Source organism: Streptomyces sp. NPDC050674 (assembly GCF_040654575.1).
In the GTDB taxonomy this organism is placed as follows: domain Bacteria; phylum Actinomycetota; class Actinomycetes; order Streptomycetales; family Streptomycetaceae; genus Streptomyces.
The window spans coordinates 41,705-67,621 of sequence record NZ_JBFAIG010000003.1 but is presented as its reverse complement, the minus strand read 5'-3'; the positions used below and the strand labels follow the sequence as shown (position 1 = coordinate 67,621).

20 protein-coding genes and 2 pseudogenes are annotated in these 25,917 nt (G+C 72.5%); 11 read left to right on the top strand and 11 right to left on the bottom strand.

All coding sequences use genetic code 11. From position 1 onward, the window contains the following. Positions 1-190 precede the first annotated feature (190 nt). Positions 191-877: a helix-turn-helix domain-containing protein gene (locus AB0I06_RS07205; RefSeq protein WP_363117754.1), complete on the top strand. Its 687-nt coding sequence runs from the start codon at positions 191-193 to the stop codon at positions 875-877. On the opposite strand, the gene AB0I06_RS07200 is transcribed toward AB0I06_RS07205, so the two are convergent. Next, positions 865-2,367: a hypothetical protein gene (locus tag AB0I06_RS07200; RefSeq protein ID WP_363117753.1), complete on the bottom strand. Its 1,503-nt coding sequence runs from the start codon at positions 2,365-2,367 to the stop codon at positions 865-867. The two genes, AB0I06_RS07205 and AB0I06_RS07200, sit on opposite strands and share 13 nt — an antisense overlap. A 190-nt stretch (positions 2,368-2,557) precedes the next feature. Here AB0I06_RS07200 and AB0I06_RS07195 point away from each other — a divergent pair, with 190 nt between their 5' ends. Further along, entirely contained in the window at positions 2,558-3,211 is a 654-nt protein-coding gene (locus AB0I06_RS07195; protein ID WP_363117752.1) for a DUF305 domain-containing protein, read from the top strand. A gap of 9 nt (positions 3,212-3,220) precedes the next feature. Here the strand turns inward: AB0I06_RS07195 and AB0I06_RS07190 are convergent. From AB0I06_RS07190 to AB0I06_RS07175, 4 genes and pseudogenes are all read right to left on the bottom strand, one after another. Next, positions 3,221-4,659, bottom strand: a pseudogene (locus tag AB0I06_RS07190) (NF041680 family putative transposase). 164 nt (positions 4,660-4,823) lie between these two features. Next, positions 4,824-5,195, bottom strand: coding sequence for a VOC family protein (locus AB0I06_RS07185; protein WP_363117751.1), 372 nt, complete (start codon positions 5,193-5,195; stop codon positions 4,824-4,826). A gap of 284 nt (positions 5,196-5,479) precedes the next feature. Next, positions 5,480-5,932 (bottom strand): DUF6214 family protein, encoded by a 453-nt coding sequence (locus tag AB0I06_RS07180; RefSeq protein ID WP_363117750.1) that lies wholly within the window; start codon positions 5,930-5,932, stop codon positions 5,480-5,482. Positions 5,933-6,080: 148 nt separating this feature from the next. Continuing rightward, complete coding sequence (locus tag AB0I06_RS07175) at positions 6,081-6,431, bottom strand: helix-turn-helix domain-containing protein (protein WP_363117749.1); 351 nt, start codon at positions 6,429-6,431, stop codon at positions 6,081-6,083. A gap of 118 nt (positions 6,432-6,549) precedes the next feature. Here AB0I06_RS07175 and AB0I06_RS07170 point away from each other — a divergent pair, with 118 nt between their 5' ends. Beyond that, positions 6,550-7,629, top strand: a complete 1,080-nt coding sequence (locus AB0I06_RS07170; protein ID WP_363117748.1) for an NADH:flavin oxidoreductase/NADH oxidase — start codon at positions 6,550-6,552, stop codon at positions 7,627-7,629. A 59-nt stretch (positions 7,630-7,688) separates the two neighbouring features. Here AB0I06_RS07170 and AB0I06_RS07165 read toward each other — a convergent pair whose 3' ends face one another. Further along, the gene (locus AB0I06_RS07165) at positions 7,689-9,029 is read right to left on the bottom strand and encodes a PHB depolymerase family esterase (protein WP_363117747.1); all 1,341 of its coding nucleotides are present in this window, start codon (positions 9,027-9,029) and stop codon (positions 7,689-7,691) included. Positions 9,030-9,424: 395 nt separating this feature from the next. Here AB0I06_RS07165 and AB0I06_RS07160 point away from each other — a divergent pair, with 395 nt between their 5' ends. After that, positions 9,425-10,216 carry a pectate lyase gene (locus AB0I06_RS07160; protein WP_363117746.1) on the top strand — a complete coding sequence of 264 codons (792 nt, stop codon included), beginning with the start codon at positions 9,425-9,427 and terminating at the stop codon, positions 10,214-10,216. Positions 10,217-10,296: 80 nt separating this feature from the next. On the opposite strand, the gene AB0I06_RS07155 is transcribed toward AB0I06_RS07160, so the two are convergent. Beyond that, entirely contained in the window at positions 10,297-11,055 is a 759-nt protein-coding gene (locus AB0I06_RS07155; RefSeq protein WP_363117745.1) for a PaaX family transcriptional regulator C-terminal domain-containing protein, read from the bottom strand. A 75-nt stretch (positions 11,056-11,130) separates the two neighbouring features. Between AB0I06_RS07155 and AB0I06_RS07150 the strand changes: the two genes are divergently transcribed. Continuing rightward, a complete protein-coding gene (locus tag AB0I06_RS07150; RefSeq protein WP_363117744.1) occupies positions 11,131-12,810 on the top strand; it encodes an acyl-CoA dehydrogenase family protein in 1,680 nt (559 codons plus the stop codon). Between the two features lie 137 nt (positions 12,811-12,947). Then, positions 12,948-14,963: a HEAT repeat domain-containing protein gene (locus AB0I06_RS07145; RefSeq protein ID WP_363117743.1), complete on the top strand. Its 2,016-nt coding sequence runs from the start codon at positions 12,948-12,950 to the stop codon at positions 14,961-14,963. Positions 14,964-14,969: 6 nt separating this feature from the next. On the opposite strand, the gene AB0I06_RS07140 is transcribed toward AB0I06_RS07145, so the two are convergent. Continuing rightward, positions 14,970-15,554: a hypothetical protein gene (locus tag AB0I06_RS07140; RefSeq protein ID WP_363117742.1), complete on the bottom strand. Its 585-nt coding sequence runs from the start codon at positions 15,552-15,554 to the stop codon at positions 14,970-14,972. 211 nt (positions 15,555-15,765) lie between these two features. On the opposite strand from AB0I06_RS07140, the gene AB0I06_RS07135 reads away from it, so the two are divergent. From AB0I06_RS07135 to AB0I06_RS07120, 4 genes are all read left to right on the top strand, one after another. Continuing rightward, a complete protein-coding gene (locus AB0I06_RS07135) occupies positions 15,766-16,923 on the top strand; it encodes an exo-alpha-sialidase (RefSeq protein ID WP_363117741.1) in 1,158 nt (385 codons plus the stop codon). Between the two features lie 132 nt (positions 16,924-17,055). Then, on the top strand, positions 17,056-17,733 hold the full coding sequence (locus tag AB0I06_RS07130; RefSeq protein ID WP_363117740.1) for a uracil-DNA glycosylase: 678 nt from the start codon (positions 17,056-17,058) through the stop codon (positions 17,731-17,733). Continuing rightward, on the top strand, positions 17,730-18,716 hold the full coding sequence (locus AB0I06_RS07125; RefSeq protein WP_363117739.1) for a BadF/BadG/BcrA/BcrD ATPase family protein: 987 nt from the start codon (positions 17,730-17,732) through the stop codon (positions 18,714-18,716). The genes AB0I06_RS07130 and AB0I06_RS07125 overlap by 4 nt, the downstream gene beginning before the upstream one ends. A gap of 110 nt (positions 18,717-18,826) precedes the next feature. After that, positions 18,827-19,750, top strand: coding sequence for a hypothetical protein (locus tag AB0I06_RS07120; protein WP_363117738.1), 924 nt, complete (start codon positions 18,827-18,829; stop codon positions 19,748-19,750). A 90-nt stretch (positions 19,751-19,840) separates the two neighbouring features. On the opposite strand, the gene AB0I06_RS07115 is transcribed toward AB0I06_RS07120, so the two are convergent. The 3 genes and pseudogenes from AB0I06_RS07115 to AB0I06_RS07105 all read right to left on the bottom strand — a co-directional run bounded on the left by AB0I06_RS07115 (position 19,841) and on the right by AB0I06_RS07105 (position 22,962). Next, positions 19,841-20,866 (bottom strand): lactonase family protein, encoded by a 1,026-nt coding sequence (locus AB0I06_RS07115; RefSeq protein ID WP_363117737.1) that lies wholly within the window; start codon positions 20,864-20,866, stop codon positions 19,841-19,843. A 157-nt stretch (positions 20,867-21,023) separates the two neighbouring features. After that, positions 21,024-21,264 (bottom strand): annotated as a pseudogene (locus AB0I06_RS07110) (FUSC family protein); the annotation flags it as partial. 198 nt (positions 21,265-21,462) lie between these two features. Beyond that, a complete protein-coding gene (locus tag AB0I06_RS07105) occupies positions 21,463-22,962 on the bottom strand; it encodes an FUSC family protein (protein ID WP_363118034.1) in 1,500 nt (499 codons plus the stop codon). 689 nt (positions 22,963-23,651) lie between these two features. Here AB0I06_RS07105 and AB0I06_RS07100 point away from each other — a divergent pair. Beyond that, positions 23,652-25,853, top strand: a complete 2,202-nt coding sequence (locus AB0I06_RS07100; RefSeq protein WP_363117736.1) for an MMPL family transporter — start codon at positions 23,652-23,654, stop codon at positions 25,851-25,853. The last annotated feature ends 64 nt before the right edge of the window (positions 25,854-25,917 follow it).

Sequence of the window (25,917 nt, the reverse complement as noted above, 5' to 3'; positions counted from 1 at the left end):
GTACGCCGTCGGTGACGGACACCTGCCGCACAAGTAGCCTGAGGCCACTACCAGGGCGGATTACTCGCCCGCCTCGGACGATCCCCCGCGTCGCCCGAGGCAGACGGCATCACCGGCCCAGACCTGACAGGTCGTGGCCGGACGCTCTGAGTATAGTTGGCTGGCAGCCAGTCAACACAGGAGTTGCAGCATGTCTCCGCGTAGCGCCTCGGTCAATGAAGAGTTGCGGCGGCGTTCCCGGGAGCGGCTTCTGCAGGCGGCGGTCGAATTGGTCGGCGAGCGGGGCTACGACGCGACCACACTGGGCGACATCGCGGACCGGGCGGGCTCGGCCCGTGGCCTGGTGTCCTACTACTTCCCCGGCAAGCGCCAGCTCGTGCAGTCCGCCGTGCACCGGCTGATGCACCGCACGCTGGAGGAGGCGCTGGAGCGGGAGCCACGCACCGAGGACGGCCGGGAGCGGATGGCCCGGGCCATCGACGCGATCCTCGGCCTGGCCCGGGACCGGCCCGTGCTGATGCGCCAGCACATGGCCGGGATCCTTCAGGCCGAGGGATTCATGCAGTGCCCGGAGCAGCGGCGGCTGGCCGAGCTGCTGCGCGACACCATGGCCCGGCACGGCTCCCCGGACGTCGACAGCGACTACCCGATGATGCGCGCCCTGCTGATGGGTGCCGTGTACGCGGCCTTGGTGCCGGGGGTGCCGATGCCGGTGCCGGTGCTGCGGGCCGAGTTGTTCAAGCGCTACCGGCTCGACTGGGAGCTGGGCCTCCCGCCGGAGGCCGGAGCCGCCGGCGGGAGGTGCGACAAGGATCTGTCGCGGTTCTTCGCGACCGGGGCCGCACCGGAATGCGACCCTCGGGATCAGTCGAAGTAGTCCGGTTGTGTCTGCACGTTGAGCTCACGCTGGTGGACCCGGCGGGCCGGGTCGGTGCGCCGGTCGTCGATCTTCAGGACGTCGAAGCCCCGGGCGATCTCGTTCGAGTAGATGTAGCCGTTGTAGTAGTACGCCGACCACGAGCCGCCCGACTTGATCACGTCGGTGGTCAGCGGGCCCCGGTCGAAGTAGGCGATCTCCTTCGGGTTGGCCGAGTCGGTGAACTCCCAGACGGAGACGCCGCCCTGGTACCAGGCCTGGACCATGATGTCCTTGCCCTTGACCGGGATGAGCGAGCCGTTGTGGGCGACACAGTTCTCGGTGTCCGCCTGGTGGCGGGGGATCTTGAAGTAGCTGCGGAAGACCAGCTTGCGCTTGTCGCCCTTGCCGGCGATGTCGTAGATGCCGTCGGCACCGCGGTTCGGACCGATCTCCGCGTTGCAGGTGGCCGCACCGCCGCCGCCCAGCTCGTCGGTGAAGACGACCTTGTTCGCCTTCTGGTTGAAGGTCGCCGAGTGCCAGAACGCGAAGTTGACGTTGTCCTGCACGCGGTCGATGACCTTCGGGCGTTCGGGGTCCCTGATGGAGAACAGGATGCCGTCGCCCATGCAGGCGCCCGCGGCCAGGTCCTTCGAAGGCAGCACGGTGATGTCGTGGCAACCGGTGGTCTTGGACACGCCCGGGTTGGTGGGTCCGCCCGGGTTGCCGCCGCCGTCCGGTCCCTCACCGGGGAACAGCACGGGGAAGCCGACGACCTTCGCCTCCTCGGGGGCGTTGCGCGGCACCTTGATGACGGAGATGCCGTCGTGCGGCGGCTGGCAGTCGGGGTAGGCGGCGTTCGGCGAGTACGAGGAGACGTACACGTAGACGTTGCGCCGCTCGGGCACCAGCGTGTGGGTGTGCGAGCCGCACGCGGTCTCGACGGCGGCGACGTACCTCGGGTTGCGCTTGTCGCTGATGTCGAAGACCTTCATGCCCTCCCACGAGGACTTCTCGGTCGCCGGCTGGGTGGTGCTGGAGCAACTGCTGTCGCTGCGCGAGGAGTCGGTGGACAGGAACAGCAGGTCGCCCGAGACGGAGATGTCGTTCTGCGAGCCGGGGCACAGCACCTGGGCGACGGTCTTCGGCACCTTGGGGTTGCTGATGTCGAGGATGCGGAAGCCGTCGTAGTTGCCCGCGAAGGCGTACCTGCCCTGGAAGGCGAGGTCCGAGTTCGTGCCCTGGAGCGCGTCCTTGGGGACGTGGGCCAGGTGCCGGATGTTGTCGGAGTGGACGATCTCGTCCTGGCCGGGTATCTCGCCGCTCCGGATGGCCTCACGGACCTCGGCCTGAGCGCTCTTGGAAACCTTCTTCGGCGCGGGCGGCGCGTCCCCCGGGTCGGGGGTGGCCACTGCCGGGGCCGCCGTGAGGAGCGCGGCCAGCAGCCCGCCGGCGGCAGCCACAACTCCTACGCGTCTGCGGCGTGTTCTGCGGTCGTTCAACAGGATCACTGTTTTCCTCCCTGGTTCCGTTCACTGCGGAACGGTTCACGCACCACGCAGTATCGTCTTCGCCATGCACATACCAACAGGGGGCAACAGAACCGCAATGAAGTTTCCCGATCAATGACCCGCGGAAGCGTGCCAGTACGTCGTCCGCAACACGACGTGTGTCCCAACCCGCCTGTCACAGGAGGTCGTTGTGCTCTTCCGCCATGCGTCTCGGGCGTCCGCCGTCACAACGGGGCTGGTCGCCCTGGCCGTCCTCGCGGTCGGAGGCTGTGACTCCGGTCCGGATCGCAAGCCGGCCGCCGCGGACGGGCCCTCCGTGATCGCCCCGGGCGAGCCGGGCGAGGCGAATCGCACGCTGTCCGCCGAGGAGGCCGCGGATGCGCGCGAAGAGAACGACTCCCCCAACTCCGCCGACGTCTCCTACGTCCGCATGATGATCGAACACCACGCCCAGGCCCTGGTGATGACCGAACTCGCCCCGAGGCGCGCCGGGTCCAAGGACGTGAAGCGCATCGCCGAGCGCATCGCGGCCGGCCAGAAGCCCGAGATCGGGGCGATGAAGGGCTGGCTGAAGTCGTACGGCAAACCGCTGAAGGCCGAGCGGCACGAGCACGCCACGATGCCCGGCATGGCGACGCCGGCCCAGCTGAAGAAGCTGCGCGCCGCCGAGGGCAAGGCGTTCGACCGCCTCTTCCTCACCTTGATGACGACCCATCACCAGGGCGCGATCACCATGGCCACCGATGTGAAGGGGCAGGGCAACAACATCCGCGTCGAGGAGATGGCCGACGAGGTGATCGCACAGCAGACGAGCGAGATCACCCGGATGCGGAGCATGCTCTGAGCGCGTTCTTTAACCTTTCAACCCTTGTAGGGCGGTAAGGGTCTGCTCGCGTCGGACGGTTTTGCCCACGTCGTAGCGGGGTGCACGGACTCTGTTCGGGGTGCCGGGCGGACGTCCGGGTCCGGGCCGGTGGGGTTTCGGTGCTCTGGCGGGGCAGGGCATGTGCTGGCGCAGGTTCCGAAACGTCCGCCGAACCCGAGCGGGTGTGAGCCGGTGCGGTTCGGCTGGCCTCTCCCAGGGGTGCCGCAGGCCGCGAGTGAGCGGGCGGGCGAGCCGGAGCTGGGTGTAGGCGGTGATGATCAGCCACGTCCACCGGTCCGCTGCCTCCGGTTCCCTCAGTTTGGGGCGGGTCCAGCCGAGAGTCTGCTTGAACATGCGGAACGTGTGCTCCAGGTCGAACCTGCGCAGGAACGCCTGCCAGGCCCGGTCGACGTCCGCGTCGTCGGCGCCGGTCTTGGAGGACCACAACCACACGGCCGGGGCCGCCCGGTCCTTCGACAGATGCTCGACTTCCAGTCGGATCAACCTGCCCTCGATCAGTGGGAGTCCCCATCGTGTTCCAGCCAGGCTGCCTGGTGGGTCAGCCGCGGATGGACCCGGTCCCATGCCTGCGTGACGGCCTTGCCGTAGTTCGCGGTGGCCATGCGGGTGGTGACGGAGGGCTCGGGCCAGGTCTCGGACTTGGCGAAGCGGAGCTCCGGACCGCGCTTCGGCGGTCGGCCTCCCTTCGGGTCGTAGACGCGTGGCGGTTTTGGCAGCCGCATCACGCGGTCACCGCGGACGCGCCCGACCAGCTCGACGGGCAGGTCCCGCAGGACCCACGCCAGGCGGGTGACGTCATAGCCGGCGTCGGTCACGACGACGATGTTGGGCTCGTCCGGCGCCCACTGGCCTGCCGCGACGAGTCGTTCGACGACGTCACGGAGTTGGGCCGCGGTCACCGCGGTGGCGTCGCCGGCCGGGCCGAGCCGGACCGCGTCCAGGATCTGCGTCCAGGACGTGGCGCCCATGTCCAGCACGGCGACGAACGAGTAGGGCCAGCCGGGGATGAACTGTGAGGCCGTCTTCGCCCGCCCGTAGACATGGCAGAACAACCCGTCCGGCGAGCACGGAGCGTCCGACCGCAGCCACGGTGATACGTCGACGGCCAGGGCCAGGCGCCCGTCGGGGAACCGGGGCAGCGGCAGGCCGGCCAGCAATGACCGCAGCCGGTCCACGTCGATGCGCCCCTGGTTCAGGCCGGCGTACATCGCTCCGTGCCCACGTCGATGTTCTGGCAGGAGCGTCAGCTCGACTGCCGAATGGACCGCACCCCGGGCACACAGCACCGCGTCCGCCAACTCGAACAGCTCATCGCCCCGAACGGTCAGACACGCGTACAACTCGTCTCGGAAGCGTGACGCTTCCGCGCGCGCTTCCTCCGGAATGGCTTCAGGCAGCAGACTCACCCGGAATGGCTTCAGGCAGCAGACTCACCCTCACGGCCTTCGTTCTGATCAGTGCACCTTGGTCGGAGCACATGATCAGACGAAGGCCGCCTCAGCGTCCGGCGAATGCCCAGGCCAGCGATCCAGTTCGAGTCATTTTCGACGCCGGACCCCAAATGACAGGGTCAGGCTCCCTCGGGAGTGATCAGGCAGAAGGGATGGCCTACGGGATCCTCGTAGACGCGGTAACCGATCGGCTTGTCCGAACCATCCAGCAGCGTCGCCCCGAGGGCGAGTACCTGGGCCTCGGCCACATCGAGGTCCGCGACCATCACGTCGATGTGCATCTGCTGAGGGCGCGCGGAATCCGTCCACCGCGGCGCGCGAAAATCATCCACCCGCTGGAAAACGACTACCGGGGCGCCCGACGCGTCCTGGAGCACGACGAACTCACCGGTGTCCGCCTGCCGTGAGAGCGACAGCAGCTTTTCGTAGAAACCAGCGAGTTCGTCCGGGTCGGGGCAGTCGATGACAACGGTGTACAGGTGTCCGATCATCCGGCTCACTCTGCCACTGGCCCGCGAGCGGGCCAAACGGCAGGGGCCCAGCCCAAGGTTGAAGAACAAGCTGAGCTCGACCCGCATCCGCGAGCATGACCATGGCGGTGAGCAACGGCCCACCAGGGCGGGCACCGGATGATCATCAGCGGAACCAGCAGCGAAAGCATGCGGAAGAGCAGTCGGACGAGTACTGGTGCGAAGTCGTGGGCATTCAGCCCCGCCCGTCGGTGCTCGGCCCGGCCGGGCGTCCTTCTCGGACCGTGAAAGGCGAGCTGCCCAAGTCAGGGCCGGGCGCGGCGCGGTGACAGCAGGCCCTCGTCCCTGGCCTGGCCGATCAGCCTGAGGCAGGTGCGACGGCTGTGCCCGGTCGCGCCCATGACGGCGAGGATCGGGTCGGCGCCGTCGCGCTGGGCCGCGCGGTACTCCTGCGCCACGCGCCGCCGCCCCTCCGCGCCACGCGGCCAGGCGGGCCTGGCACGGCGCCCCTCGCCCTCACGGCCGTCGGGCCCCTCACCGCACGCCTCGGCCATCGCTTCCTCGATCCAGTCGGCGAGCACGGCCAGATCGTCAAGGCACAGCGCGGGCTGCGAGCGCACCTCCTCGACGCAGACACAGCCGCCGCCCACGACGGCCAGCGCGTCGACGCGGGCGCCGTCCGCGAAGGCCAGCCGGAACTCGAACCACCGGGTGGCGCCCTCGTTCTCCCGCACTTCCCACGCGGGGTGCACGGACACCGCACCGTCCGCCGGAGAGCGATCAGAAAGATTTAGAAAGGAGGCTTCCAGCACACACTGAACGTAACCGCATGATCACATTCCCTACAGATCAGACACGCGCCGGGGCGCGCACAGCACCCTGTCAGCGGAGCAGGCCGGTGCGCCGTCACTCGCCGAGACGGGCGGCCTGGCGGGCGGCGGCACCGAGTAGGGCGTCCAGCAGCCCCGGGAACAACCCGTCCAGGTCGTCCCGCCGCAGCCCGTTCATCTTGGCGGTGCCGCGGTACACCTGCCGGATCACCCCGCTCTCCCGCAGCACCCGGAAGTGGTGCGTGGTGGTCGACTTGGTGACCGGCAGGTCGAAGTGCGAGCAGGACAGTTCACTGCTCGCGCCGGCGAGCTCCCGCACGACACGCAGCCGCATCGGATCCGAGAGCGCGTGCAGCACTCCCTCCAGCCGGATCTCGTCACGCGCGGGATGCGGCAGGTCACGACTGCTGACGGCTGGGGACGTCACGGCGGCTCCACTTCCTCGGGAACGTCCATGGTACGAGAACCCTCGTAGTTTGACATCCACCGTACTACGATGCCTATCGTACGAGTCGACATCGGCCCCGTGACGAATGGAGTCCGCCGTGACCGCGCTCTTCGAGCCCTGCACCCTGCGCGAGCTGACGATCCCGAACCGCGTTTGGATGTCCCCGATGTGCCAGTACTCGGCGGCGCCGGAGGGCCCGGAGACCGGGGTCCCCAACGACTGGCACTTCGCGCACTACGCCGCCCGCGCCACCGGCGGCACGGGCCTGATCATCGTGGAGGCCACCGCGGTGTCCCCGCAGGGCCGCATCTCCCCCTACGACCTCGGCATCTGGAACGACACGCAGGTCGAGGCGTTCCGCCGCATCACCCGCTTCCTCGCCGCGCAGGGGACGATTCCGGCCATCCAGCTGGCACACGCCGGCCGCAAGGCGTCGACGGACCGCCCCTGGACGGGCGGCGCCCCGGTCGGCCCGGACGCCCACGGCTGGGACGCGGTCGCCCCGAGCCCGCTCGCGTTCGACGACCGGCACCCGACCCCGGCTGAGCTGACAGTCAATCAGATCAAGGACATCGTCGGGCAGTTCGCGGCGGCGGCCCGCCGCGCGCTCGCCGCCGGCTTCGAGGTCGCCGAGATCCACGGCGCCCACGGATACCTGATCAACGAGTTCCTGTCCCCGCATTCCAATCACCGCACCGACAGCTACGGCGGCTCGTACGAGAACCGCACCCGCTTCGCCCTCGAAGTGGTCGACGCCGTACGGGAGGTGTGGCCGGACGACAAGCCGCTCTTCTTCCGCGTCTCGGCCACCGAATGGCTCGACGAGGGCGGCTGGACGGCGGACGACACGGTCCGCTTCGCGGCCGACCTGCGGGCCCACGGCATCGACCTGCTGGACGTCTCCAGCGGCGGCAACGCCTCCGGCGTCAGCATCCCCACCGGTCCCGGCTACCAGGTCCCCTTCGCCGCCCGGGTGAGGAACGAGACGGGCCTGCCGGTCGCCGCGGTCGGGCTCGTCACCGACGTCGAGCAGGCCGAGAAGATCCTGGCCAACGGCGAGGCGGACGCGGTCCTGCTGGGCCGCGAGCTGCTGCGCAACCCCTCGTGGGCACGGCTCGCCGCCCGGGAACTCGGGGCCGAGGTACGCGTGCCGGACCAGTACCACCGGTCGGTCTGATCCGGCACACGCAGAAGCGCTCCCCGTCGTCCCCGCGTACGACGTACCGGAGCACGGCGTCAACCGGTCGCGCACGCCGTCCCGTTGAGCGTGAACGCGGCCGGAGCCGCGCTGTTGCCGCCGTGAGCGGCCTGGTAGCCGATGCTCACGGCGGCACCCGGCGCGATGGTGCCGTTGTACGAGACGTTGGTGGCGGTGACCGACCCTGACGCAGGTGTGTACGTGGCGCCCCACCCGCCCGTGACCGTCTGCCCCGCGGGCAGCGTGAAGCCGAGCTTCCAGCCGTTGACGCTGGTCGTGCCGGTGTTGGTGATGGTCACGGTGGCGGTCAGGCCGGTGTTCCAGGCGTTCACCGAGGCCGTCACCTTGCAGGCGCCGGGCTGGGGCTGGGGAGCCGGGCCGGAGCCGTCCAGGCCGAAGAAGGTGAGCGCGCGGGACGCCATGCCCTGGGCGTACAGGTTGTGGCCGACGCCCTGGAGGCTGATGGCCTCGACGGGGGCCCGGTCACCCGTACCGCCGTAGCGGGTGCGGACCCAGCCGGACTGGGGGGTGTCGGTGACGGTGGGCGTCTGGCTGACACCCTGCACGTCGGTCCACTGCTTGATCTGCTCCCCGAAGTTGGGGTAGCGCAGCACGTCGTCCTGGGTGCCGTGCCAGATCTGCATCCGGGGCCGGGCGCCGGTGTAGCCGGGGTACGCGCCGCGGACCAGGTTGCCCCATTCCCTAGGGGTGCGGGTGACCGTGCCGCCCGCGCAGGCGCTGTTCCACTCGGAGCCGTCGGTGGTGGCGAAGCAGCCGAACGGGACACCCGAGAAGGCGGCGCCGGCGGCGAACACGTCCGGGTAGTCCCCGAGCAGGACGTTCGTCATCATCGCCCCGGAGGAGATGCCGGTGGCGAAGATCCGGCCGGTGTCGGCGTTGTAGGTGCGAGTGGTCCAGTCGATCATCGACTTGATGCCGACCGGGTCGCTTCCCCCGCCGCGGCGCAGCGCCTGGGGCGAAGCGACGTCGAAGCACTTGCTGCTGCGGGTGACGGACGGGTAGAGCACGATGAACCCGTACCGGTCGGCCAGCGTGTCGTACTCGGTGCCGTTGTACATGTCCGGGCCCGAGCCGGTGCACCAGTGCACGGCCACCACGACGGCCGGCTTCGGGGTCACGCTCTCCGGCACGTACAGGTACATGCGCAGGTTGCTCGGGTTGGTGCCGAAGTCCGTGACCTCGGTGAGGGCCGCGGCGGGTACGGCCCCTTCGCGGGCGGAGCCGCGGGCGGGCCCGTCGGCGGCGGCCGCGGGTGCGGTGAACGCGGTGGCCGCGAGCAACGGCAGCAGCGCGGTGACGAGCGCGAGGAGAAGCGACCGCCGGGGTCTCCTCGCCGGGCGGTGGGGGGTGGCAGACACGTCCGGTTCCTTCCGTCGTGGGGCGCGGTGTCGAGGAACGTCGTACGGGCGGCTCGGCGATGCACCGGCCCGCCTCGGTGGATGGTGGCATGGACATGGCCGTCATGGAAGCGCTCCCACAGCCCGGTCCGGGCCGTCGGCGTCTTGATGAGACCTGACCGACTACGTTCTGCGCGAGGCGTTGACTAGAAAGCGCTTGCCGCCTACGTTCCGTTCAACAGTGTGACCGCATGGCGCGAGTGGGCCGCGTTCGTCGCGGATGGCGAACAGAATCACGAACGTCATTCATGTACGTGATGCCGCGCGCCCCCACCCTCTCCATGCACCCCCCACGGAACGCACGACCACCGGAAGACCCGACCCCCATCCGCCCCCACGACAGAAGGAATCGGGACATGACTTCTGCGACACGTCCGCCCGCCCGCCGCAGGCGCGCGGCGACCGGCGCACTGGCCGCACTCGGCCTTACGCTTGGCATGATCATGACCACCCACGCCTCCACGGCGAGCGCCGCCACCTGGCCGACCCCCAACGGCAGCCAGGGCACCTCCTCCACCATCTCCGTGTCCGGCACCAAGGACTACGGGATGAAGCGCTTCTACGGCACCGGCAGCCTGGCCGGCGACGGTCAGGAGGAGGGCCAGGACCCGATCTTCAAGCTCTCGGACGGCGCGGTGCTGAAGAACGTCATCCTCGGTGCCCCCGCGGCCGACGGCATCCACTGCGAGGGCAGCTGCACGCTGCAGAACGTCTGGTGGGAGGACGTCGGCGAGGACGCCGCCACCTTCCGCGGCGGCAACGGCGCGACCTACCAGGTCATCGGCGGCGGCGCGAAGAAGGCGGCGGACAAGGTCTTCCAGCACAACGGTGGCGGCACCCTGACCATCTCCAACTTCGCGGTGCAGGAGTTCAAGACGCTCTACCGCTCGTGCGGTGACTGCTCCACGCAGTACACGCGCAAGGTCAACCTCGACACCGTCGACGTGACCGGCACCGGCTCCACCGCGCGGCTCGTCGGCATCAACGTCAACCGCAACGACGTGGCGACGCTGCGGAACATCACGATCCGCAACGACTCCGGCCGCAAGGTCGTCCCCTGCCAGAAGTACAACAACAACACCGCCGTCGGTTCGGGGCCCGACAGCAAGAACTGCCTCTACTCCGCCTCGGACATCACCTACCGGTAGTCCCCGGCGGCCCCCGGTTCCCCCCACGGTGAAGGCGGCCGTGCGCAGTGCCCAGGCGGCGCCGCGCACGGCCGCCGGCGTCATGTGCCGCGTACCCGCGCGCCCACCGCCCCGATCAGCTCCCGCCGGTAGTCGGCGTAGGCGGCGCGCAGGTCGGCGCCCGGCCAGTCGGCGGGCAGGAGGCCGGGCGGCAGCACGGGGTCGGCGAGCAGGTGCCGCACGACGGCGGCGAAGGCGGCCAGCCGGTCGGCCGGGCGGGAGGTGCCGGCGATGTGGGCCAGCAGGGCCCGGGCCGTGCCGGACCAGTCGCCCAGTGGCCACAGGGTTTCGGCCAGTTCGCGCGAGGGCCGGTCGGGGCGGGCCGTGTAGCGCTGGACCACCTGGTCCAGATCGCCGGGGAGGGCGCGGGTCAGGTTGGCCGGGCGGAGCCACACGCCCTCGCGCAGTTCGGCCAGCCGCAGGCCGGACAGCCGGGCGCGCAGGTCGGCCCGTTCGGCGGGTCCCCGCCCCGTCGCGGTGATCACGACCATCTCCCAGTCCCCGTCCCACGCCCGGGTACGCGGGCGCACGGCGTCGTCCTGGCGGCGCTGGCGCTCCAGCAGCCGGTCACTCAGGCGGTAGCCGCCGTCCGTGCGCCGCAGGTCACCGGCGGCCACCATCCGGCTCAGCGCGGCCCGCAGCGTGGAGCCGCCGACGTCGAAGCCCTCCAGCAGCCGCACCAGCTCCCGCACCGGCAGCTCCGGGGGATGCGTCCCGAGCAGCAGGCTCAGCACCACCGACCGGGCGGACAGCGGGCGCAGATCGAGCGCGCCGGACCGCGCCGGGACGTTCATCGGCATGGTCACGTACTGTACGCGGCACCCGTCGGTGTTGCAGGATTGCTGCGACCGCAGGAAGAGTGCAACACTCTCGGCATGGTCTCGACACCGGACGGACAGCAGGTGCGCGGCGGACCCGCCACGCACGAGGTCACCAATCAGGCCCCGCCCCTCGCGCCCTACGACGCCTCCGACGACACGGCCCTGCTGGAGGGGCTGCGGCGCGAGGGCGCCGGATGGGCCGAGGAGGACCTGCGGCGGCTCGGTCGGCGGGCCGGCAGCGTCCAGGCGCAGGAGTGGGCCGACCTGGCCAACCGGCACGCGCCGGAGCTGCGTACGCACGACCGGTACGGCAACCGCGTCGACGAGGTCGAGTTCCACCCCGCCTGGCACCACCTGATGCGCACGGCGATCGCGGAGGGACTGGCCGCGTCACCCTGGACGGACGACCGGCCCGGAGCCCATGTCGTCAGGACGGCCGGCGGACTGGTGTGGGGCCACACCGAGGCCGGGCACGGCTGCCCCACCTCGATGACCTACGCGGCCGTCCCCGCCCTGCGCCGGCAACCGGAGCTGGCGAAGCTCTACGAACCCCTGCTGACGAGCCGGGAGTACGACCCCGCCCTGCGGGAGCCCACCGGGAAACGCGGGCTGCTGGCGGGCATGGGGATGACCGAGAAGCAGGGCGGCTCCGACGTCCGGACGAACACCACGACGGCCACGCCGACGGCCGAGCCCGGGATGTACACCCTGCGCGGGCACAAGTGGTTCACCTCGGCGCCGATGTGCGACGTGTTCCTCGTGCTGGCCCAGGCGCCGGGCGGGCTGTCGTGCCTCCTGGTGCCGCGTGTACTGCCCGACGGCACCCGCAACACCTTCCGCATCCAGCGGCTCAAGGACAAGCTGGGCAACCGGTCCAACGCCTCCTGCGAGCCCGAGTTCGACGGGACGGTGGCCTGGCTGGTCGGTCCGGAGGGGCAGGGCGTGAAGACCATCATCGAGATGGTCAACTGCACGCGGCTGGACTGCGTGATGATGTCGGCGGCGCTGATGCGCAAGTCCCTCGTGGAGGCGGGGCACCACGCCCGGCACCGCAGCGCGTTCGGCGCGCGGCTGGTGGAGCAGCCGCTGATGCGCAACGTCCTGGCCGATCTCGCGCTGGAGTCCGAGGCCGCCACGACGCTCACCATGCGGCTCGCCGGGGCGGCCGACCGGGCGATACGCGGGGACGAGGCCGAGGCCGCGTTCCGCCGGATCGCCACCGCCGTCGGCAAGTACTGGGTGACCAAGCGGGGCCCGGCCTTCACCGCGGAGGCCCTCGAGTGCCTCGGCGGCAACGGGTACGTGGAGGACTCGGGCATGCCCCGGCACTACCGTGAGGCTCCCCTGCTGTCCATCTGGGAGGGCTCCGGGAACGTCAACGCGCTCGACGTGCTGCGGGCGCTGCGCCGCGAACCGGGCACGGCCGAGGCCCTGTTCGGTGAGCTCGCTCTCGCCCGAGGGGCGGACGCCCGGCTGGACGCGGCCGTGGCGCGGCTGGAGGCGGGACTGTCCGGGGCGTCGCAGACGACGGCACGCCGGCTCGTGGAGCAGATGGCTCTGACACTCCAGGCCTCGCTCCTCGTGAGGCATGCCCCGCCGGCGATCGCCGACGCGTTCTGCGCGACGCGGCTGGGAGGCGACTGGGGGCACGCGTTCGGGACGTTGCCGGATTCGGCGGGCCTGGACGCGATCGTGGAGCGGGCGCTGCCGGGCGAGGGGCGACGCGGGGTCTAGACACCCGTCCGTGCGGCGACTCGAACTCAAGCCATCGTGCGCACAGTTCGCGCACAGTCATCTCCCGATTCCGCTTCGTTGTCGGTGCCGTGGTGCAGACTCCCCGTCAGGTGGCACTTCGCCCGGGGGAGGACAACGTGTTCAGGGGGATGGACGAGGTCGACTGGGCCTCGCTGCGGCATGCGTACGGCAGCGCGGAGGACGTGCCCGGATTGCTCCGGGGACTGGCCTCCGCCGACCCGGCCGAGCGGCAGACCGCGCTCGACGGGATGTACGGCGCCGTGCACCACCAGGGCGATGTGTACGACTCGACGCTCGCCTGTGTTCCGTTTCTCCTCGCGCTCGCCGTCCGCGAGGGAGGGCGCGACCGGGCCGGGGTGATAGAGCTCCTCGTCAGTATCGGCGGCTTCGAGGGTGCCCGCGACGACCTCGCGGCGAGGGCCGGCGCGGCCCTGCGCGCGCGTGCCGACGTCTTCGTCCGGCTCGCGGCGGACCCCGACGCCGCCGTGCGCCGGGCGGTGCCCGGGGCGCTCGTGCGCTTCCTCGACCGGCCGGCGCGGGTGCTCGCCCTGGTGCGCGAGCGGCTCGCCGTGGAGCGGGACGACCGGGTCCTGATCGCGCTGGCGGAGAGCCTCGGGCTGTTCGCCCGGCGGTATCGCCCGGCCGACGCCGCCCTCGCCGCCGAGGCGGCCGACCTGCTGGCCGCGCTGAGCGGGCCCCCTCACGGCCCGGGGCTCCGCCTCGCCGCGCTCGGCCAGCTCGCCTCATGCGCCCCGGAACGGCTCGGCGCCGATCTCGTGCCGACCGCGGTCCGGCTGCTCAGGGACAGATCCGCGCGACGGGCGCGGTCAGGACGCCGGTACGACGGTCCGGGCCCGGACACGCTCGCCGGACGGCTGCGGCGGCTGCGGCCCTCGGACGAGGAGGGCTCCCGGCTGCTGCGGACCCTGCACGCGGCGCTCGGAGACCGGGTGGCCGACCGGGTCGCCCTGCTGCGCGGGCAGTTGACCAGTCCGGATCCCGTCGACCGGTGCAACGGCGTGTGGATGTCGGCCGGACTGATACGCGAGTGGCGTACGGGCCACACGGAGCCGGTCACCTTGCTGGGAGCCCGGCTGGGCGCGGAGGAGGTGTGGCTGCACGACGCCGCGGTCGCCGTCCTGGCGGAGCTGTTCGAGCTGGCCGCGCCCGCAGCGGACCCGCTCCACACGCTGGTCACCTGTCGTCCCGGGCTTCGCGTACGGCACGGGGAGCGGGGCGCGAGCGCCTTGGGCGGCCCGCTCAAGGCACTCGCCCGGGCCGGGGACGCGCGGGCGGTTCCACTGCTGGCCGAGGTGCTGGCCGGTCCCGTCGTCCCGCACGACGTGGGGCTGGTGATACCCCACCTGGGCCGCGCCGCCGTGCCGCTCGCCCCCGTCTTGCGGCGACGGCTCGCCCGTGTGCCGCTCGACGCGCCCGACGCGTACGAGCGGGCCGTGCCCCTGCTGTCCGCTCTCTCCGCCCTGGACGACGCCGAGTCCGTGCCGGTGGTGTCGCGGCTGCTGCGCGGCCTGCCGGACGGGCTGCGGCGGCGCGACGCCGTCATCGAAGCGGCGGTGCGCGCCCTCGGCGCGTTCGGCAGTGCGGCGCGCGAGGCGGCACCGGAGCTGCGCGGGCTGCTGGAGACCGACGGCGCGGTCGCGGCGGCGGACGCGCTGTGGTCGGTCACGGGCGACGCGGATGCCGTGCTGCCCGTGCTGCTCCGGGAGCTGGCGGCCCCCGGCAGCGGTCGGCGGCGACGCGCGGCGGCCGTGCTGGGAACACTGGGGCCGGCGGCCCGTCCGGCCGGGCCCGGGCTGCGTGCGGGGACGCGCTCCGCCGACGTCTGGGAGCGGGTCACGGCCGCGTGCGCGCTGTGGCGGACCGCGGGGGAAACGGAACACTGCCTTCCGGTGCTGCGCTCCGCTTGGGCGGACCACCCGCGCACACGCCGGACGATCGCCGGGTGCGTCGCGGCCCTGGGACCGGCGGGAACACCGCTGCACGACCTGCTCCGAGCGGAGCTCGCCTCTCCCCGGCGGCATCTGACCGACTCCGGCGGCCAGGGCGTGCGCGCGGACCTGGAGCTGCTGCGGACGTGCCGGCAGGCCCTGGCCGGAGAGGGGCACCGGTAGGCGGCGTCATCCCGCCGTGCGTCCCCACATGGGGCCGAAGCGGGCCCACTCGACGTCCCACCGGTCGAGGCGGCGACGCTCCAGGCGGCTGCGCAGGGCACGGCCCGCGACCAGGGGCACGGCCGCGGCGCACACGCCCGCCGCGCCTCCGGTCAGCCACGCCCGTACGCGGGCCTGGGCGACGGTGACGGGCCGGGTGACCTGGCGGCCGTCGGGGTCCGTCCACACCATGACCGGGGTCCCGGCGGCGCTGCCGGCCGGCACCCGTAGCAGGCCCGAGTGCTCGGAACCGTCCGGGGCGTTCCACCGCGCCGTCGCCCACACCCGCTCGGCACGGGAGGCGGGGGCGGCCCCGGCGGGCGCCCCCGGAGCGCGTTCGGCGAGCCGTGCCGCGACGGGGCGCCACGTGGCACGCTCTTGGGCCAGCCCGTCCTCGACGGACCGGCTCACCGCCGCCCCGGCCGCCGCCCCGACGAACACCGTGAGCAGCCACACGCCCAGCACGACCCAGGCCTCCAGCCGGTCGGCGCGGCGCTTGAGGGGGTTGCGCCGCCAGCGCCACAACCACACCCCCGGACCACGTAACGCCATCGAGGCCTCCTCCTCACGAGCCCACGGCCATCCCGCCGCCCTCCCCATACGGACGGCGGCGCCTGGATGCTCACCGCACCTTTTCGGCGGGGCGGTCCCCGCCTGCCTCCGGCCCGCGCGAGCGGCTTGCCGATGCGGGCCGCGAGGCTGCCGGAACACCTCGCGACACCCCACTGACCTGCGGCGGAGCCGCTTCCGGGGGTGACTGTCAGTGGTCGGGTGCAGACTGGCCGGTGTCCGGGACGAAGGCGTCGACGACGACGCCGCGGAGGTGATCGGCATGACCGAGGTACTGCTCGCCGTGGGCACGCGCAAAGGCCTGTTCATCGGGCGCCGGCGAGGTGACGGCGCCTGGGAGTTCGACGAGAGCCCCTACTTCAACGCTCAGGCCGTGTACTCGGTCGCCATCGACACCCGGGGCGGGACCCCGCGGCTGCTGGCCGGCGGCGACAGCGCGCACTGGGGCCCGTCCGTGTTCCACTCCGACGACCTCGGCCGGACGTGGACCGAACCGGCCCGCCCGGCGGTCAGGTTCCCCAAGGACACGGGGGCGTCCCTGGAGCGGGTGTGGCAGCTGCACCCGGCCGCCGCCGAGCCGGACGTGGTGTACGCGGGCACCGAACCGGCGGCGCTGTACCGTTCGGAGGACCGCGGGGAGACGTTCGATCTGGTCCGGCCGCTGTGGGAACACCCCACCCGGTCGAAGTGGGTGCCGGGCGGCGGCGGTGAGGGACTGCACACCGTGCTCACCGACGCGCGCGACCCGAAGGCGGTGACGGTCGCCGTCTCGACCGCCGGTGTGTTCCGCACCCTCGACGGCGGGGCGAGCTGGGCGCCCTCCAACTCGGGTGTCTCCGCGGTGTTCCTGCCCGACCCGAACCCGGAATTCGGCCAGTGCGTGCACAAGGTCGCCCGGGACACCGTGACCCCGGACCGGCTGTATCTGCAGAACCACTGGGGGGTGTACCGCAGCGACGACGCGGGCGCGCAGTGGACGGACATCGGCGCGGGCCTGCCGTCCACCTTCGGCTTCGCGGTGGCGGCGCATCCGCACCGGGGGGACACGGCGTACGTGTTCCCGATCAACGCCGACGCCGACCGGGTCCCCGCCGACCGCCGGTGCCGGGTCTACCGGACCGCGGACGCGGGCAAGAGCTGGGAGCCCCTCACGGCGGGCCTGCCCGGGGAGGACCACTACGGCACGGTGCTGCGCGACGCGATGTGCACGGACGACGCGGACCCGGCGGGCGTCTACTTCGGCAACCGCAACGGCGAGGTGTTCGCGTCGGCGGACGACGGCGACAGCTGGCGGCAACTCGCCTCGCACCTGCCGGACGTGCTGTGCGTGCGGGCCGCACGCGTCGGCTGAGCCGCGAATGGCACGGGGGACGCGGGAGGCTCGGCGTGGGGCTGGGCGGGGCACACAGCACGGGGCGCGGTGGCGATGCAGCCTTGGCCACCGGTTGATCGCCGCTGCCGGCACGGCAGTAGGGTGACGCCCGTGGCACCACGACCCTTGCATGAGATCGTCGAAGCGGGCTGGGCGAAGGCCCTGGAACCGGTGACCGAACGCGTCGCCACGATGGGGGACTTCCTCCGCGCGGAGATCGCCGCGGGACGCACCTACCTCCCGGCCGGGCCGAACGTCCTGCGGGCCTTCCAGCAGCCCTTCGACGACGTACGCGTCCTGATCGTCGGTCAGGACCCGTACCCGACACCGGGACACGCGGTGGGGCTGTCGTTCTCGGTCGCGCCGGACGTGCGGCCGCTGCCCGGCAGCCTCATCAACATCTACCGCGAGCTCAACAGCGACCTGGGGCTCCCCCAGCCGTCCAACGGCGACCTCACGCCGTGGACCCGGCAGGGCGTGCTGCTGCTCAACAGGGCCCTGACCACCGCCCCGCGCAAGCCGGGTGCCCACCGGGGCAAGGGCTGGGAGGAGGTCACGGAGCAGGCGATCCGGGCCCTGGCCGGGCGCGGCAAACCGCTGGTGTCCATCCTGTGGGGCCGTGACGCCCGCAATCTGCGCCCACTCCTCGGCGATCTGCCCTCCGTCGAGTCCGCCCACCCCTCCCCCATGTCGGCAGACCGGGGCTTCTTCGGCTCCCGGCCGTTCAGCCGGGCCAACGACCTGCTGATCCGCCAGGGCGGCCAACCGGTGGACTGGCGTCTGCCGTGACCGGGGCGTCGGAGGGCTCCGGCTTCCTCGCCGTGGACTCCGGCGGTTCCGGGCTCCGGGCCGTGCTGGGGACCGCCGAGCGCGGTCCGCTGGCCCGGGTGGCGTCCGACGAGCCGGTGCGCACAGGCGAGCGGGGGATCGACCCCGGGCACTTCATGGCCCAACTCGTCGGGCTGGTCCGCGCCTTGACCGTCGAGGCCGGGCCCGTGCCGTTGACCGCCGTGGCCGTCGGCGCGGCCGGTCTTGCCTCCCTCGGTGACGGGCTGCGTGCCGAACTGCCCGGCGCCCTGGCCCGGGAATGGGGCGTGCGCGGGGTCGCGCTGGCCGCCGACGCCGTGACCGCGTACGTGGGTGCGCTCGGAGCACGCCCGGGCGCGGTCGTCGCGGGCGGCACGGGGCTGATCGCGGTCGGCACCGATCTGACGCGCTGGCGGCGTGCGGACGGCTGGGGGCATCTGCTCGGTGACTGCGGGGGCGGCGCCTGGATCGGCCGGGCCGGTCTCGAGGCGGCGCTGCGCGCCCATGACGGGCGCGAGGACGGATCACGCCGCCTGCTGGCCTGTGCCGAGGAGGTGTTCGGACCGGTCGCGGGGCTGCCCGGTGCGCTGTACCCGCGCCCGGACCGCCCCGCTGTCCTGGCCTCCTTCGCACCCCGCGTGGCCGCCTGTGCCGACGAGGACCCGGTCGCGGCGGGCATCCTGCGCGCTGCCGCCCGGCACATGGCCGACTCCGCGGCGGCCGTGTGCCCCGCCGACGGCGAACCCCGTGTCGCCGTCACCGGCGGCCTGTTCAAGCTGGGCGACCCCCTGCTGGGGCCCCTGGACGCGGAACTGGCCCGGCGGCTGCCGCGGGCGCGGCGGGTACCGGCCGAAGGCGACCCGCTGGACGGCTCGGTGCGTATCGCGGCCGCACTGAGCACCGGTTCGCTCATGCTGCCGGCCGACCCGAGGATGCTGTCCGTGACCACTCGGCCGGGTGATTGATCCGACGATACCCAGCCCGTATGTAACTCATCAGACAAAACAGGACGGATACCGCTCACCTGCACCCTCCCCGAACAGGGGAACCCAAGAAGCCAGTAACATGCGGCGCCATGAGTTCCCCCACTGGGCCCGCGGATGGCCTGCCCGTACGAATGCCGCGCCCCCGCCAGCCCGGACGGCATCGCCGTCCCGAGCCGCTGGTCGCTCCCGAGGGCGCGCCCGCGCTCGTCCTCGCCGTGCCGGGGACGCCCAGTAGCGCCACGCGCAGCCTCGCCGAGGAGGTCGTGAGCATCGCCCGCTCCGAGCTGCCCGGCCTCGACGCCCGCATCGGGTACCTCGACGGGGACAACGCGGAGTTCCCCTCGCTGCAAGCCGTGCTCGTGCACGCCGCCGAGGAGCGCACGGCCCGTTTCGAGCAGGCCCGCGCCGCCGGCATGGACGTCAAGATGCCCGACGGCCCCGTCGCCGTCGTCGTGCCGCTGCTCGCCGGCCCGGACAGCGCGCTGCTGCGCCAGGTCCGTCAGGCCCTCATGGAGAGCCGTGTCGCCGCCGAGCTGACCGACGTCCTCGGTCCGCACCCGCTGCTCGCCGAGGCGCTGCACGTGCGGCTGTCCGAGGCCGGTCTTGCCCGTGCCGACCGCGCCCGGCTGTTCACCGTGGCGACCGCCGCGGACGGCATCATCCTGGCCTCCGTGGGCGGTGACGAGGCGGTGCAGGCGGCCGGCATCACCGGCATGCTGCTCGCCGCGCGCCTGGCCGTGCCGGTCATGGCGGCGGCCCTGGACCAGGAGGGCTCCATCGCCTCCGTCGCCGAGCAGCTGCGCTCCTCCGGCTCGCACCAGCTGGCGCTCGCGCCGTACCTGATCGGCCCGGAGATCGAGCAGGGGCTGGTGGAGGAGGCCGCGAAGGAGGCGGGCTGCTCCGCCGCCGAGTCGCTCGGCCCGTACCCGGCGATCGGCAAGCTGGCCCTGGCCAAGTACACGACGGCCCTGGGCATCGCGCCGCAGCAGGCGCAGAGCACTCCGGTCCGCTGACGCGGGACGTGGACGTACCGAGGAAGGCCCGCTCCGGGTTCGGAGCGGGCCTTCTCGCCATGGGGCGGGGACCGGCCCTTCAGCCCTCCGCTAGCGCAGGACCACGTACGACGCGGCGGTCACTCTGACCGAACCGGAGCGCCGGGGGACGCCCGTGCGCGGATCGACGGCGAACCAGGTCACGTCGCCCGAGCGTTCGTTCGCGACGTACAGGAAGCCGCCGGAGGCGGTGAGGGCACGCGGCCAGTGACCGCCGCAGGGCACCGTGGTGACCAGCCGCAGTTCCTCGCCCTCGACGGCGAGCACGGACAGGACGTCCTCGCCGCGGGTGGCGGTCCAGACGAAGCGGCCGTCGGGCGAGGTGACGACGCCCGACGGGTAGGCGTCGCGCGCCGGAGCGCCGGGCAGTACCGGGACCTCGGACAGCGGCGTCAGGGCGCCTTCCGCGGCGTCCCAGCGGCAGACGGTGACCGAGGGGCTCAGTTCGTTGACGACGTACGCGTGCGAGCCGTCGGGGTGGAAGGCCAGGTGCCGGGGCCCCGAGCCGGGGCGCAGAGCGGTCTCCCGGTGCAGGGCGAGGGTGCCCTCGGTCAGCGTGCACACCCGCACCGAGTCCGTGCCGAGGTCCACGCTGACGGCCCAGCGGCCGCTCGGGTCGGCCTGCACCTGGTGGGCGTGCGGCCCCTGCTGACGGGGCGTGTGCGGTCCCGCGCCGCTGTGCCGGAGCACGCCGGAGGCGGATCGCGCGAGGGTGCCGTCGGGGCGCACGGGCACCGCGGAGACGCTGCCGGAGCCGTAGTTGGCGGTCAGCACGTGACCGTCGAACAGGCTGAGGTGCGTCGGACCGCTGCCGTCGACCGGCACGGGGCGCCCGGCCGGCTCGGGCTTGTCGCCGTTCACCCGGTACGCGGCCACCGCGCCGTCGGGCGTCTCACTGACCGCGTACAGCGTCCCGCCGTCGGGCGAGAGCGCCAGGCAGGAGGGGTCAGGCACGGCGTTCACACTGCTCAGCACGGTCAGCGCCCCGCTGTCGGGCTCGACCTCCGCCATCACGATCCCGGGCCCGCCGGCCGCCGTGAACGACCCGATGAACGCCCGCCGCCTGCCGTCCGCCACCGCTGTCCCCTCTCGCCCGCGCCGCCCGGAAGTGCCGCGCAGCCGATCATGCGCGGTCTAGACCAAGCGGTCAAGGGCGAGTCGCCCGGTCGGACCCGGGTGGGGCGCGGGGCGGATCCGCATGGCGCAGGCCGTCGGCGCGCGGCGTGACGTCCCTGCCACCGGTAAGGGCTTCGATGGCGGCCTCCACCCGGCGGCGGGCCGTGGCGAGCGGACGTCGTGAGAGGCCCCCGGGTCGGCCGCGGCGGCGACCAGGCCGCGGATCTCCCGGGCGCAGCCATCGAGGAGGGCGGGCACCTGCCGGGCCCGCCGCATACGGCCGGCGTCGGGTTCAGCAGGTGGACGAGCGGGGCGACCGGGAACCGTACCCGGGCCACGAGCCGCTCCGGCCCCGCCACCTGCTGGCGCCACTGACGGGAGGCCGCGGCGCCGGAGAGGGTGCCGGGCGTCACGTACGCCATCGGTCCCGGCTGCGCCCAGCGCCGGGTCCATGTCCGCCGCCCCCTGTGCCGCGCGGTCTCGACGGCGCAGGCGTGCACACGGCACAGGGCGCGCCGGATCCGGCACCGCGCCGTAGCGCCGACGCTCTGCCCCGCTCAGGAACGGGCGAGCGGAGGCCGCGAGGACGAACCGAGCGGCATCGCCAGAGCCGACAGTGCCTTCTCCAAGCCGCGCAGATGCGCGAGGGCCGACTCCGTCTCGTCCCGCTGAGGCAGCTCGCCGGTGGGGAGCGCCACGCGCCTGCGCCCCAGGTCACCGGCGGTGAGGGCTTCCACCGCCGCCTCGACGCGCCAGCAGGCGGCGACGAGCCGGGCGTCGTGCGACGCGACCGGATCGGCGGCCACGGACACCAGGCCCCGCACTTCGCGGGCGCAGTCGTCGAGCAGTTCACCGACCTGCTGGGCACGGGCCTTGCGAGCACGGCAGGGAGTGAGGGGGTGCGTCAACGGGGCGAGTGCCATCCGCACCCGGCCGAGCAGGAGCTCCAGTTCGGCTGCGTGCGGGGCAGGGTCGCCATGCGGGTCTCCGGCCAGGCGAGCGGCCGCTTCGGCGGTGGCCGCGTGGACGCAGTGCAGGGCGCGCCGGATCCACGCGTCGGTCGTCTTGTGCGTGGTGACCGGCAGGACGAGGACCACGGCCAGCGCGGCACACAGCGCGCCCACGCCGGTCTCCGCGAGACGCAGCCCGAGCAGGCCGGGGTCCAGCACGCCCAGCAGGCCGTAGAGCAGGCTGACCATGACCGTCACCGCCAGCATCATCCAGGTGTACGAGACGGGGGCGGTGTAGAAGATGCCGAAGACACAGCCGGCGACCAGGAGGGCCGTCGGCGTGGGCGCGCCGTGCAGCGGGATGGCGACCGCCAGGCCGACGACGATACCGATCACGGTTCCGCAGACCCGGCGGAAACCGCGGACCAGGGTTTCGCCGCGCGACGTCGTGTTGACGAAGATCCACCAGGTGGTGCCGACGGCCCAGTACCAGCGCTCCTCGGAGAGGAACTGCCCGACCAGGAGGGCGAGGGCAGCGGCAGCTGTGGCCTGCAAGGCCTGCCGGGTGGTGGGCCGTGCCCATCCGGTGCCCGGCAGGACCGGCGGGGCCGCCGCGGGTGGGGTGTGCCGCTCGATGGGCCAGAGCACGAATCGCGTGGCACCGGCCGCGCAGAGGGCGAGACCCACGGCGGTGTACAGCTCGGGCAGCTGAGCGGGGACCGCGTGCAAGAACTGCGTGACGAAGAAGTTCATGAACGCGAAGATCCCGAGCGCGTGGCCCCGTGGACCCCAGCGTCGGGCGTAGACCCCGCAGAAGACGACGGCCAGGAACGCGGCGTCACGGGCCGGGGTGATGCCGTGCAGTGCGGTGGCGAGCGCCAGCACGGGGAATCCGGCCACGGGCAGCAGGGCGGTGGTGATCCGCTGGTCACGAACGGTCGCGTCGGTGACCGTGAAGAGGGCGAGCAGTGCCGTGAGCCCTCCGGTGATGGATGCGGTGAGCGACAGTCCGCAGAGTTCGGGAACGGCGACGGCGGCGGCGACACCGATGACGGCGCGGGTCGCGTTCCGCAGCCTCGAGCGCCCCGGGTCCGGAGCCACGAACATCCTCTTCACGGCGGTGCGCCGCCCCCCTCTCGGTGGTACGTGTCCTGTCCACGGCCGTCCCGGGTGGTGGACGACAAGCGGACACGACTGCGGCACCGCGGTCCGGACCGGCCTCGTCGCCGTCCGGCGCTGCGCGGCGCCGCAAGTACATGGATAGGGCAAAGATAACCATCCAGGGGCCCAGTGGCTCCACTGTCCCTTAATCGACTGAGCCAATGGCTCAGTGGATCGAGGCTGGCGGAAACCGATGGCCGGCCAATGGATCAGGCCGGGCCCGGAGGACGCGCAAGGGCACCACAGTCGCGCCGCCCGAGGAGGGGGTGAGCGGCGCGCCCTCTCCGGGCCGGCTCGGCCCGCAACCCGGCCGCTGACGCGGACGCAGACCGTGAGCTGCCCGCGGGCCGGGTTCTCCGCCACGCCGATCACCCCGACCACGCCGGGACCAGCGACCGGCCGCGGCACGGAAGGCCTTGAGCGCAGCATTGCGGCGCCCACGGCCCGGGCCGGCGCGTGCGGCGCGTGTCCGGGCGGGCCGTCGCAGGCATGCCGTGGCCGCCCTCACTGCTGCGATCGCGGTAGACGAAAGTGTCTGCATACGGCCAACGACGAGAGGCCGGAGAACTGCGAGCGTCGGGGTGGGCCGTTGTGACCGGCCCGTACGCATGGCAGATCCCTCGAAAGGCTCGTCGATGTCCCCTCTCGCCCGCTGGTGCCACCGGCACCGGCTCGCCGTCGTCCTGCTCTGGGTGGGCTTGCTGCTCGCCCTCGGTGCCGGAGTCGGTGCGGCCGGCAACGCCTTCGGCAACAGCCCGATATCGCAGGACACCGACTCGGCCAGGGCGACGGCCCTGTTGCAGCAGGCCTCCGACAGCGCCGCGGGCAAGAGCGGCCGGATCGTCTGGCAGGTGGACGGCGCCGAGGCCAAGGTCACCGGGCCCGCCGCCGAGCAGGCCATGACCGGCGCCCTGGAGGACGTCGCCGAGGCACCGGGTGTCGCCTCCGTGACCAGCCCCTACACGCCCGAGGGCAGGACGCAGGTCAGCGAGGACGGCAGGACGGCCTACGCCACGGTCGCCTTCGAGCAGGACGTGTCCGACGCGCAGATCGACCACGTCAAGGAACTCGCCACCGACCTCGAGTCGCGGAACCTGCGCATCGCGCTGAACGGGCAGGCGTTCACCGTCAACCCCGAACCGAACGCGGTCGCCGACGCCATGGGCATCGTCCTCGCCTTCGTGGTGCTGCTGTTCGTCTTCCGGGCGGTCTGGGTGGCTGCGCTGCCCATCATCACGGCCGTGGTCGGTGTCGGCACCTCCGCGGTCACGGTGATGCTGCTCAGCCACCTCATCACGCTCTCCGACACCACGCTGACGCTCGGTTCGCTGATCGGCCTGGGCGTGGGCATCGACTACGCGCTGTTCATCGTCAACCGGCACCGCGCCAACCTGATGGCCGGCATGAGCGTGGCCGAGTCGGTCGCCAAGTCCCTCAACACCTCCGGCCGGGCCGTGGTGTTCGCCGGTCTGACCGTCGTCGTCGCGCTGCTGGGCATGCTCACCCTGAACGTCGGCATCATCAACGGCATGGCGATCGGCGCGGCCGTCACCGTCGTCCTGACCGTGCTGGCCGCCATCACCCTGCTGCCGGCGCTGCTCGGCATGATCGGCCCGCGTGTCCTCAGCAAGAGCGAGCGCCGTGAGGGGGCCGGGCTCGGCGGGCCGCGCTCCTCGGGCAGGGCGGGGCTGTGGGCCCGGTGGGCCGAGCGCGTCCAGGCACGGCCCAAGACCCTGGGTGTCGTCGCCCTGGCCGTGCTGGCGGCACTCGCGCTGCCGACGCTGTCGCTGCGGCTGGGCGCGTCCGACGACGGCAACCTGCCCGCGTCCTCGACGAACCGCCAGGCGTACGACATGATCGCGGACGGTTTCGGACCGGGCTTCAACGGCCCGCTCGTCCTCGCCGTCCAGGCCCCCACCGCCGCCGACAGGGCGGCCCAGGCGGAACTGGTCACCGCTCTGAAGCGGGTCGACGGCGTCGCCGGTGTCGGCGCCGCACCCATGAAGGAGGGGCAGACGGTCGGCGTGGTCTCCGTCGTCCCGACCACCTCACCCCAGTCCGAGGCCACCTCCGACCTGATCCACCACCTGCGTGACGACGTGATCCCCGAGGCGGAACGCGGAACGTCCATGAAGGTCTACGTGGGCGGAGTCACCTCGAGCAACGACGACTTCGCCTCCGTGCTGATGGGCAAGCTGCCGGTGTTCGTGCTGGTCATCGCCGTGCTCGGCTTCCTGCTGCTGACGGTCGCCTTCCGCAGTCTGCTCATCCCCGCCGTGGGTGCGCTGCTGAACATGCTCAGCATCGGGGTGGCCTTCGGCGCGATCGTCGTGGTCTTCCAGTACGGCTTCGGCGCCGGACTCCTCGGGCTCGGTGCCGCGGGGCCGATCGAGTCGTTCGTGCCGATCCTGGTCGTCGGCATCATGTTCGGCCTGTCCATGGACTACCAGGTCTTCCTGGTCAGCCGGATGCGTGAGGAATGGGCGCACACCGGTGACAGCCGCCGCGCGGTCCGGGTCGGGCAGGCGGAGACCGGCAGGGTGATCGCCGTCGCCGCCACCATCATGGTCTGTGTCTTCGGTTCCTTCGTCTTCGGCGGCATGCGCGTCATCTCCGAGTTCGGGGTCAGCCTCGCCGTCGCCGTGGCCCTCGACGCCCTGCTGATCCGCATGGTCGTCGTCCCCGCGCTCATGCACCTGTGCGGACGGGCCAACTGGTGGCTGCCCCGCCGCCTGGACAAGGCCCTGCCCCACGTCTCGGTGGAAGGCCCCGCCGACGGGCCCCCGTCCCCGCCGCACGCCGTGCGGGAGCCGGAGACCACCGGCCTGGCCCGCTGACCGTCAGCACGACGGACCGACATCGCACGCGGACCGGTGGAAGGCGGGTGACCTCACCTTCCAC